The organism is Bradyrhizobium tropiciagri (assembly GCF_001189845.1).
GTDB lineage: Bacteria > Pseudomonadota > Alphaproteobacteria > Rhizobiales > Xanthobacteraceae > Bradyrhizobium > Bradyrhizobium tropiciagri.
Genome location: NZ_LFLZ01000138.1, coordinates 1 through 10,032, shown reverse-complemented (window position 1 = coordinate 10,032; position 10,032 = coordinate 1). Strand labels below are relative to the sequence as shown.

General features: G+C 65.9%; 7 protein-coding genes and 1 pseudogene. 6 read left to right on the top strand and 2 right to left on the bottom strand.

The window, feature by feature from the left end; all coding sequences use genetic code 11:
* Window positions 1-105: 105 nt before the first annotated feature.
* Both AKN84_RS43640 and AKN84_RS43635 read right to left on the bottom strand, forming a co-directional pair.
* Entirely contained in the window at window positions 106-741 is a 636-nt protein-coding gene (locus AKN84_RS43640) for a pyridoxamine 5'-phosphate oxidase family protein (protein WP_050426497.1), read from the bottom strand.
* A 467-nt stretch (window positions 742-1,208) separates the two neighbouring features.
* A pseudogene (locus tag AKN84_RS43635) lies at window positions 1,209-1,882 on the bottom strand (Crp/Fnr family transcriptional regulator).
* Window positions 1,883-2,094: 212 nt separating this feature from the next.
* On the opposite strand from AKN84_RS43635, the gene AKN84_RS43630 reads away from it, so the two are divergent.
* From AKN84_RS43630 to AKN84_RS43605, 6 genes are all read left to right on the top strand, one after another.
* Window positions 2,095-4,161: an AsmA family protein gene (locus tag AKN84_RS43630; protein ID WP_050426496.1), complete on the top strand. Its 2,067-nt coding sequence runs from the start codon at window positions 2,095-2,097 to the stop codon at window positions 4,159-4,161.
* Between the two features lie 135 nt (window positions 4,162-4,296).
* Complete coding sequence (locus AKN84_RS43625) at window positions 4,297-6,795, top strand: adenylate/guanylate cyclase domain-containing protein (protein ID WP_050426495.1); 2,499 nt, start codon at window positions 4,297-4,299, stop codon at window positions 6,793-6,795.
* 179 nt (window positions 6,796-6,974) lie between these two features.
* Window positions 6,975-7,184 carry a cold-shock protein gene (locus AKN84_RS43620; protein ID WP_021078030.1) on the top strand — a complete coding sequence of 70 codons (210 nt, stop codon included), beginning with the start codon at window positions 6,975-6,977 and terminating at the stop codon, window positions 7,182-7,184.
* Window positions 7,185-7,338: 154 nt separating this feature from the next.
* Entirely contained in the window at window positions 7,339-7,581 is a 243-nt protein-coding gene (locus AKN84_RS43615; RefSeq protein ID WP_050426499.1) for a hypothetical protein, read from the top strand.
* Window positions 7,582-7,988: 407 nt separating this feature from the next.
* Window positions 7,989-8,885 (top strand): alpha/beta fold hydrolase, encoded by an 897-nt coding sequence (locus AKN84_RS43610; RefSeq protein WP_050426494.1) that lies wholly within the window; start codon window positions 7,989-7,991, stop codon window positions 8,883-8,885.
* 7 nt (window positions 8,886-8,892) lie between these two features.
* Complete coding sequence (locus tag AKN84_RS43605) at window positions 8,893-9,801, top strand: efflux RND transporter periplasmic adaptor subunit (RefSeq protein ID WP_244485798.1); 909 nt, start codon at window positions 8,893-8,895, stop codon at window positions 9,799-9,801.
* The last annotated feature ends 231 nt before the right edge of the window (window positions 9,802-10,032 follow it).

Here is a 10,032-nt window from a genome sequence, read left to right as displayed (position 1 = left end):
TAGCCGGCATGACCACGCACGCCTCTTTTGTCCGCTTCCGACGGCAATGCGGACGCCGTTCGGGAGGATGGACTTCTAGGTACACGTCCTTAGCCTCGTCGCGCTCTAATACAGCCGCGTCCGATAGGCCTCTTCCATCGCCTTCTCGGCGACCTCGACCTCGATCGCGGCGGTCTGCTCGGCGATGATCCGGCCGAGCGTCGGGAAGCTGTTGCGTTCGACCTGCGCTGCGGGACTCCACAGCTTCGAGCGCATCAGCGCCTTGCCGCAATGGAAGTAGACTTCATCGACATGCACCTTGAGGCCGATGATCGGCGTCACGTTCTGCACCGTCAGCGGGGTCAGCAGCTCCGGCTCCTGCGAAATCTCCGCCCGCCCGTTGATGCGCAGCGTCTCGTTGATGCCCGGCACCATGAAGATCAGCCCGACCCCGGGCGATGCGATGATGTTGCCGAACGTATCAACCCGGTTGTTGCCGCGCCGGTCCGGGATCAGCAGCGTCTTGTCGTCGATCACCGAGACGAAGCCGGGCGCGTCGCCGCGCGGACTGGCATCGGCATGGCCGTTGCCGTCGCTCGAGGCGATGACGAGGAACGGCGAGAGCGCGATGAAGTCGCGGCAGAACTTGTCGAGATGGTGGAGGACCTTCTTCGCCGCGAGTGGGCTCACCTGCCCGAAATGCCCGCGAAGATCCTCCTGCGACTTGACCGGAGGCTTGCCGCCTGCGCCCTGCTGATCCATGGCGAATCTCCCGTTCCCATTCCCGGCACCGAAGTAGAATGCTGGAACAACATAGTCCAGACCGCGAAAGCGCGCATCTTCGACACGATGTTCAAGCGCAGGCGCGGCGCTTCGCCCGATCCCTGCGCGCGGCCTATCCTGGCGTGGAGTTGAGGTAGGCGGATTCGCGCCGCGTCCGCGCAGAACGCAAAACCCCTGCGGTCAACGGGAAAGAGACCGCAGGGGTTTGCAGGTGGATGGCGTGAGGCCAGCAAGGCTGGGTGTCACCCCAAGGACCGGCAGGCCGGATGAAACCGATACCGGCGCGGTCATGCAAGCAAGTCTTTTAGGCAGGAGTGCGTCAACGCGGGCAAGCAAAGCGCGCGACAGGATATGATCCTCGCGCGCGCGTTGCATGCGTTCCGCCTGGCTCCTCATTTATCGCGCTCTTGACGCGAACCGATTGTCCACTTCGCTCGAAAACGTCTCTAATCGTTGCGTGCGACCGCCGTCAGCTTGGACATATTGTGCAACATGATCCGCCCGCGTTGCAGGTCGACGATGCCGTCCTTGCGCCAAGTCTGCAGTTGCCGGTTGACGCTCTCGCGCGCCGCGCCGACGAAGATGCCGAGTTGTTCCTGCGAGATGTGCACCTCGGAACCGAAGTCCTCCGCGAGCGCGCACAGCCGGCGCGCGAGACGGACCGGCAATGGCTGCAGCACGGATTCTTCCATCCGCTCGCTCTGCCAGCGGATACGCTGGCACAGCAATGCGATCAGCCTGACCGCGACCTTCGGTTCACGCTCGAGGAAGCCGAGGAAATCCTCCCGCCGCAAGACAAACAATTCGGTAGGCTCGCCCGCGGTCGCATCCGCGGTGCGATCCTGGCCGTCGAGCACGGCGACTTCGCCGAACAGATCGCCGGCCCCCATGAAGTTCAGTGTGAGCCGGGCGCGTCGGCGGCACCGGTTTCGATGCGCATCTGGCCGCGGCGGACCCCGAACAGGGCGTCGCCGGGATCGCCTTTCTGGAACAGCACCTCGCCGGTGGCGAGCTGCTGGGTGTGGCAGAGGCCCGAAAGCCGCTGCAACTCGTCCGCACCGAGATCGGCGAACATCGGGTTCATTTTCAGAATGACCGCAAATTCGGCCTGTTTGCTCATTGTATTGCCTTCCAAATCCATCCGAGCGGTCCCCTGACGCCCGGTTAGCAAAAATCACCCTCATAAGAGTGTGTGAGAGGTCACATAAGTTCATGCTGGTAACGGAATATTTTTCCGGTGATTGGAGCGAGGTCCCGTTTGCGGGGTAATCTCGTGCGACCGGCCGTGCCTTTGCGCGGCGGAACCCTGTCTGCCCGGCCTGGAATATCGAGATGAGAGCACTGAAATTCGCCGGGGCCGCCATTGCTGCCGTGATCGTGATCGTCGCCCTGATCGCCGCGGTCGGGATCCCGTCATCTTTCCTCACGTCTGCTATCACCGAACGGGTCGAGCGGGAGACGGGCTACAAGCTCGCCATCAATGGCGGCGCCAGGGTCAGCCTCTGGCCGACGGTCAATCTGACGCTGAGCGACGTCGTGTTGCGGGATCCGCTGGAGCGCGACGTCGACAACCGGTTCGCGGCAAGCCGCGTCGCAGCCGAGATGACGCTGGCGAGCCTGTGGTCGGGCCAGCCCGAGATCACCGACCTTATGATCGAGAAGCCCGTGGTCAATCTGCCGTTGCAGCGTGAACGCACCCGCGACCACAATCCGCCGGCGAAGTCATCCGGTTCCGACAATGGCGGCATCACGATCCGGCATGTCGGCATCACCGGCGGCACGGTCGTGTTCTCCAACGTGCGCGACCGGGTCGAGAACCGGATCGAAGCGCTGAGGCTAGACGCGACCATCGGCGACGACCGCAAGATCGTCGTCACCGGCGATGCGCGCGCGAGCGACAGGCCGCTGAAGTTCGAGATCCGCGCGACCGCGCCGCAGGCGCCGCTCGAGCGCCAGAGCGTGCCGGCCGAATTCAACATCGATGCGCCCGGCCTGTTGCCGGCGGCGATCAAGGCCAATGCGGAAGCGCGGTTGAACGGCACGGTGGTCATGTTCAACGGCGTGTCCGGCACGCTCGGCGATGGCGGCTTCACCGGCTGGGCCTCGGTCGATTTCGCCAGCAACAAGCCGCTGGTGAAGCTCGATCTCGACTTCCAGCGCATCTCGATTGCGATGCCGCCGGGTCAGCCCGACGCGGCGCAGCCGCTGGGCACCAACAGCTGGAGCAACGCGTCGATCGATCTTGGCGGGCTCAATTATGTCGACGCGCAGGCGCGCATCTCGGCGGCGGAGCTCGTGATCGGCGACGGCCGCTTCGCGCAGGCTGCGATCGATGCGTCGGTCGACAGCGGCGTGCTGAAGGGCAAGCTCGCCAATCTCGGCGCCTATGAAGGCACCGCCAATGGCGACGTCACCATCGACGTGAAGACCGCCAACCCAACCTACGCGCTGCGGCTCGACCTTGCCGGCGTGCGCGCGCTTCCGGTGCTGAAGAGCCTCGCCGAATTCGACAAGCTCGACGGCAGGATGCAGGCCAAGATCGCGCTGAGCTCGCAAGGCAGCAGCGAGCGCGCCATCGTCGGCAATCTCGGCGGCACCGCCTTCGTCGTGCTACAGGACGGCAATATCCTCGGCCTCAACGTCGCGCAGATGATCCGCAACCTCACGACCAGCACCTTGTCGGGCTGGCAGCAAAGCCAGGAGCTGTCGACCGATCTCAGCCAGCTCTCGGCCTCGTTCAAGGTCGACAAGGGCCAGGCAGTGACCACCGATCTCAATCTGATCGGGCCGCTGGTGAAGATGACCGGCGTCGGCACCGTCGATCTCAACACCCGCCAGATCGGGTTCCGCGTCGAGCCGCAGCTGGTGATGACCACCGAGGGCCAGGGCCGCGCCGGCAATCCGGTCGGCCTCGGTATTCCCGTGATGATCGAGGGGCCTTGGGTCAGCCCGCGGATCTATCCGGAGATGCAGGGCATCCTCGATAATCCAGAGGCCGCCTATGCCAAGCTCAAGGAGATGGGCAAGGGCCTGTTCGGGCAGAACGGTCAAGGGCTGAGCCAGGGCCTGAACGGGCTCACCAACTTGCTCAATGGCGTGCAGGGCGGCGGAACCGGCACACAGCCCGGCACGGGCCAGGCTCCGGGCGGCGGCGCCGGCCAGAGCAACCCGCTCGGCGGGCAGCTCGGCGACACCATCGGCAACCTGCTGCAGCAGGGCCTCTCCACGCTCAACCAGGGCAACGCCTCCCGCCCGAGCCGCAGCCTCGCCAAGCCCGAGGCGAACGCGCCGCCAGCCGCCAACCAAGCCCCGCCGCCTGCTCCTCCGCCGGCCGACACCGCCGAGCAGCACGACAACCCCGCGATGAACGACGTGCTGCGACAGCTGTTCAATCGCTGATATTCCCGGATGTCCCCCGCCAATATCCACGGCTAACCATGCGGCCCAAGGGGCCGCCTCACCCTGCCGATCCGTGCTAAATTGCGGCAGATGCAGTGGCGCACCCGACGGATTGGAGGGGACGGACGAGGCTGGATGAACGGGGCTACGGACAAGGGCAAGAACTGGTTCCTGCGCGGCGGCCTGTTCGCCAAATACGTCCTCGCGCTGGTCGGCCTGGTCGTGTTCGTGCTGGCGGTCAACGGCGCGCTCGAGACCTGGATCAGCTACCGCGGCATCAAGAGCACGCTGACCGATGCGATGAGCGAGAAGGCGGACGCCACCGCCAAGCACATCGAGCAATCGATCTCCGATCTCGAACGCCAGATCTCCTGGGTGACCCGCGCCTCCTCCAACACCATCGAGCTGCGCCGCGCCGACTATGCCCAGCTGCTCGGCCAGGTGCCGGCGGTGAACCAGCTCACGCTGATCAACGGCCAGGGCCGCGAGATGCTGCGGCTGTCGCGCCAGACCGTCACGGTGAACTCCAACGCAGATCTCTCCCGCGACCTCCGCTTCACCGAGGCGGTCGAGCGCGGCACCGCCTACGCGCCGGCGTATTTTCGCGACGAGCGGCCCTATATGTCGATCGGCGAGCAGCATTCCGGCTTCAATGCCGGCGTCACCGTCGCCGAGATCGACCTGCGCTTCCTCAATGACTATTTCGGCGATTCCCAAGTCGGCCGCACCGCCTTCGCCTATGTCGTCGACGCCAAGGGCCGCGTGCTGGCGAGCTCGTCGAAAGGCCCGGAGGTCGGCAAGGATCTCGCCGCGCTGCCGCAGGTCGCCGCGGTGCTGTCCTCGCACAGCAGGCCGATCGCCTCCGGCAAGGATATCGACGGCAACGCGGTGCTGACGACAGCGACATCGGCGCCGAACCTCGGCTGGCACGTGTTCTATGAGCAGCCGACGTCGCAGGCGCTCTCGCCGATCCGCGACCAGCTGGTGCGCATCGCGCTGCTGATCGCGCTCGGCCTCGTGGTCGCGATCATCGCCGGCACGATCCTGGCGCGGCGCATGCTGGTGCCGATCACCGCGCTACGCACCGGCGCGCGGCGGCTCGGCGCCGGCGACTTCGGCCATCGCATCGAGGTGAAGACATCGGACGAGCTGGAAGAGCTCGCCGGGCAGTTTAACAGCATGGCCGGGCAGCTCGCCGAAACCTATTCCGACCTCGAGGCCAAGGTGAAGGAGCGCACCCGCGACCTCGCGCAGTCGATCAACGAGCTGAAGGTGCTGGAGGAGGTCGGCCGCGCGGTCGCGTCCTCGCTCGACCTCAACGCGGTGCTGCCGACGGTCGCCGCCCGCGCGCTCGAGATCACTCATGCCGACGCCGTGCTGATCTATGGCTATGACGCCGCGCAGCGCACGTTCAACCTGACGCAATCGATCGGCATCGACGGCGAAGCCGAGGGTGGTCATCGCGCGATCGACGCTGATAACAGCCCGCTCGGCGAGGCCGCCGCGAAGGGCGAGCCGCTGGCGTTCCCCGATCTCGCTACCAGAGCGTTTTCGAGCGAAGTGGATACCGGTTCGCGTGAAGAAAACGCGTCAGAACAAAAATCCCAGCCCGAGCATCCCTTGCGCGATGTCGTGGTCGGCGCCGGCTTCCACTCGGTGCTCATCGTGCCGCTGGTCGACCAGCAGGGTGTGCTCGGCTCGCTGGTGGTGCTGCGCAAGGCGGCCGGCGATTTCCCCGCGGGCCTGATCGGCCTGATGAAGACCTTCGCGCACCAGGCGGTGCTGGCGATGCGCAACGCCCGGCTGTTCACCGAGGTCGACCAGAAGAGCCACGCGCTAGAACAGGCCAACTCCACCGTGCGCGAGCAGGCCGACAGGCTGCAGCAGCAAACCGAGCAGCTCACCGACTGGAACAAGTCGCTGGAGGCGCGGGTCGAGACCCAGCTCGGCGAGATCGAGCGCATCCGCAAACTCGAGCGTTTTCTGGCGCCGCAGGTGGCGCAGCTGATCGCCTCGTCGGACAACCCCGAGGGGTTGCTCGAGAGCCACCGCCGCGAGGTGACAGTCGTGTTCTGCGACCTGCGCGGCTTCACGGCTTTCACCGAGGCGACCGAGCCGGAAGAGGCGATGAACGTGCTGCGCGAATATCACGCGGCGCTCGGAAAGCTGATCTTCAAATATGAAGGCACGCTCGACAAATATGCCGGCGACGGCGTGATGATCCTGTTCAACGCGCCGATCCAGCTCGCCGACCACACCGCGCGCGCCGTGAGGATGGCGGTCGAGATGCGCGACACGGTCGGCCCGCTGACCGAGAAGTGGCGCAACCGCGGTCATAGTCTCGGCTTCGGCATCGGCATCGCGCTCGGCTATGCCACGCTCGGCCAGGTCGGCTTCGAGCAGCGGCTGGAATACGCCGCGATCGGCAGCGTCACCAACCTCGCCTCCCGCCTGTGCGGCGAGGCCAAGCCGAACCAGATCGTGGTCAGCCGCCGCGTCTACGGCATGGTCGAGCCTTTCGTCGAAGGCCGCGCCATCGACGACCTCGTGGTGAAGGGATTCAACCACCCGATCCTCGCCGCGGAGATTTTGCGCTGGAAGGGCGAACCGAGCGCGGAGGCTGCGGCGGAGTGAGGCGCGTCACGGAACCGGTCCGGCGCGCGCCTTGTTTTCGCGCCCAACGGGTATATATTACCGTTGTTCGATTAGCCGTTGCGCCTTGTTGAATGGTCCCATCGGCCTTCCTCCAAAGACATCGCCAGTTGAATTGGTGACGCGTCCATCACGCGAAACGTCTGCTTTGGAGAAGAGACATGGCTACAGGTACTGTGAAGTGGTTTAACGGCCAGAAGGGCTTTGGTTTCATTCAGCCCGACGACGGCAGCAAGGATGTGTTTGTTCACATCAGCGCCGTCGAGCGCGCCGGTCTGTCCGGCCTGGCCGAAGGCCAGAAGGTGTCGTTCGAGCTGAAGACCGACAAGATGCGAGGCAAGACCAGCGCCGAGAATCTGCAGCTGGCCTGAGTTCGGATTCGCGCTTGATGTTCACATCGGCGCTCCGCGCTTGTCGCAGGAATCATGCCGCAGCGTCATTCCACAGATGACCTGGAGTGACTGCCAGGCCCGCTCGATCTGAACAGGTTGGGCGGGCCTTGGTGTATTTGAAGCAAGGATGACCATGGCCACCAGAACGCCGTCTGCCCCCACTCCCGACAGCCTCGCGCGCGCCGAACGTCAGCGGCTTGCGGCCGAAGAGGGCGCCCGCGCGATGGCCGACGTCGAGCGCGACGCAATCGCCGTGCGCCAGAACATGGAGCGCTTGCGCGCACTCCGCGAAGCCCGCGATGCCGAAGCCGCCCAGGCGGAAACCGCAGCCGCCAAGCCAAAGCCCGCGCGACGCGTGAAGCGCATCGCGCGCTGACGAACTGCCGCGCGCGGCAGCAGAGTAAGCGACACTTCCTCCCAACGTCGTCCTGGCGAAGGCCAGGGCCCTTAATCACCGATATCCGCGATGAGCGGGATCGCGGCCCCAGCGCGGCGTCACAACCATCATTCGGGGTAATGGGTCCTGGCTTTCGCCAGGACGACAGCGAATGTGAGGCAGCGTTCCTGATTCAACTATCAAACAGATGAAGGGATACACGCCCACATCCTCGCGAACTCGTGCGCGGGCCCCATCACCATCCGGTGAATCGGACTGCGCGCGCAATCACGATCCCGACCTCTCGCACCCCTTCCAGGAATAACCCCTCCCCCGCCTCGCTCGCGTCATGACGGGCGCGTGCGAACGCGCGCCTGCACGACAACAAGAACACGCAGGATGGTTTGATGACGGGTTTGGACGGGACGCCGGCTTCGGCGTCGGTGGTCGCACTGCACTGCTCGCCGGGGTCGGGACGGCAATGGACCAAGCTTGCGGCCGCGCTCGGCGGCGACAGGTTCATGGCGCCGGATATTTCCGGCTATGGCGTCTCGGTCTGCGGGCGCGACTGGCCGCGGACGCTGGATGGCGAGATCGCGCGGCTCGAGCCCTGGCTCGCCAAGGCCGGTGGGCCGATCCATCTGATCGGGCATTCCTATGGCGGGGCGATCGCGTTTCGGCTGGCGACGGCGTCGGCCTATGCACCGCGAATCCGCAGCCTGACGCTGATCGAGCCTATACTACCGACGTTGCTGCGCGACACGCCCGCCGACGCACGGCTGTACGATCGCTTCGCGCGGATCGCGCAGGTGGTGTCGCAGGATATTTTCGACGGCGCGGTGCTGGAGGCGGTCGAGGCGTTCACCGCGTTCTGGGCCGGCTCCGGCCCGCGCGAGCAGTTCTCGCCGAGCGGGCGGCTGCGGATGATCGAACAGGCCGACAAGCTGCCTTACGATTTCAACGCCGCGCTCGATCTCGACGCCGTCGCAGCCGCCGCGTCCGCGTTGAAGGTGCCGACGCTGCTGATATCGGGCGGACTGTCGCCCTATGTGACGCAGCGCATAGTTGCAAAACTCGCCGCGCTGATCGATGGCGCCGGGCTGCGGCATCTGCCGGCCGCGGGCCACATGCTGCCGGTGACGCATGCCGAGCGGGTCAACCCGGAGATCCTGCGCCACATCTGGCGCGCCGACGAGCTGGCCGAGCTGGAGCTGGCGGCGGATGCCGGCACGGCCGAGGCGGCGCAGCCGGCTGGTTCGGCGCGGCCGCATCTGGTAATGAGGAGGCCCTCATTTTGGGAATAATTTGCAGATGAATTTGCAGCTCAAGCGATTGATGGGTTTCGCTTCGCTCTACCCATCCTACGCGGCTGTCTTCGCTGCCTCGGCGTTTCTCTTCGCGGCCGCTCCCGCGTCTGCCGCAGGCGAGGCCGACGCCGTGCCGAAGGGCGCGGCGGTGACGGTGCTGAAGGCCTCGAAATACTGCTTCGGCAATATCGTCGAGGTCTCGGGCATCGTGATGCCGCGCGACGAGCAGCAGGTCCGGCCGGATCGCTTCGGCCTGAAGGTCGCGGAGGTGAAGGCCGATCCGGGTGACACCGTCACCGCGGGCCAGGTGCTGGCGCGGCTGACCGACAGCGCCAATTCGATCAACCTCACCGCGCCGGTGGCGGGCACGATCTCGGCGTCATCGGCGATCGTCGGCGCGCCGGCCTCCGGCAAGGACGCGCTGTTCTCGATCATCGCCAAAAGCGAATACGACCTGATCGGCATGGTGCCGACCCGCGACATCGCCAAGCTGAAGACCGAGCAGACCGCGCGGCTGAAGATATCAGGCGCCGGCGAGATGGACGGCAAGGTGCGGATGATCGCGCCGACCATCGAGCCGAACAGCCAGCTCGGCCAAGTGTTCGTGGCTATCAGCTCGAACCAGCGGCTGCTGGTGAATTCGTCCGGCCGCGCGCAGATCAAGACCGGGCAGAGCTGCGGCGTCGCGGTGCCGCTGACCGCGATCCTCTATTCCACCGCCGGCACCGTGGTGCAGGTGGTGCGCGGCGGCCGCGTCGAGACGCGGCGGGTGGAGACCGGGTTGATGTCGGCCGGCCAGGTCGAGATCCGCGACGGCATCCAGGAAGGCGACATCGTCGTCGCCCGCGCCGGCGCGCTGCTGCGCGAAGGCGACCCGGTGCGGCCGGTGGGCGCCAGCGCGGATGCGAAGTAGGTGGCGCGGTTTTAAGCAGCGATGGTTTCAGGTGTCGCTAAGCGATGCGTCTCTCAGCGGAGCAAGCGGCACCCCTCTCCCTAACCCTCCCCCGCAAGGGGGAGGAAACCCATCCGCCGGTGCGTCCCTCACATCAGCTGCGATGTAGGCAATACGCAGTTAGGAGACGTGAGGTGAGCACGCCTGTGCCGCCTCCCTCCCTAGGGGGAGGGTTGGGGGAGAGGGGTTCTC

Excerpts from the sequence above, each read along its gene's own strand:
- AKN84_RS43620 (WP_021078030.1), top strand. The coding sequence starts at position 6,975 with ATGGCTACAGGTACTGTGAAGTGGTTTAACGGCCAGAAGGGCTTTGGT.
- AKN84_RS43625 (WP_050426495.1), top strand. The coding sequence starts at position 4,297 with ATGAACGGGGCTACGGACAAGGGCAAGAACTGGTTCCTGCGCGGCGGC.
- AKN84_RS43615 (WP_050426499.1), top strand. The coding sequence starts at position 7,339 with ATGGCCACCAGAACGCCGTCTGCCCCCACTCCCGACAGCCTCGCGCGC.
- AKN84_RS43640 (WP_050426497.1), bottom strand. The coding sequence starts at position 741 with ATGGATCAGCAGGGCGCAGGCGGCAAGCCTCCGGTCAAGTCGCAGGAG.
- AKN84_RS43605 (WP_244485798.1), top strand. The coding sequence starts at position 8,893 with ATGAATTTGCAGCTCAAGCGATTGATGGGTTTCGCTTCGCTCTACCCA.
- AKN84_RS43630 (WP_050426496.1), top strand. The coding sequence starts at position 2,095 with ATGAGAGCACTGAAATTCGCCGGGGCCGCCATTGCTGCCGTGATCGTG.
- AKN84_RS43610 (WP_050426494.1), top strand. The coding sequence starts at position 7,989 with ATGACGGGTTTGGACGGGACGCCGGCTTCGGCGTCGGTGGTCGCACTG.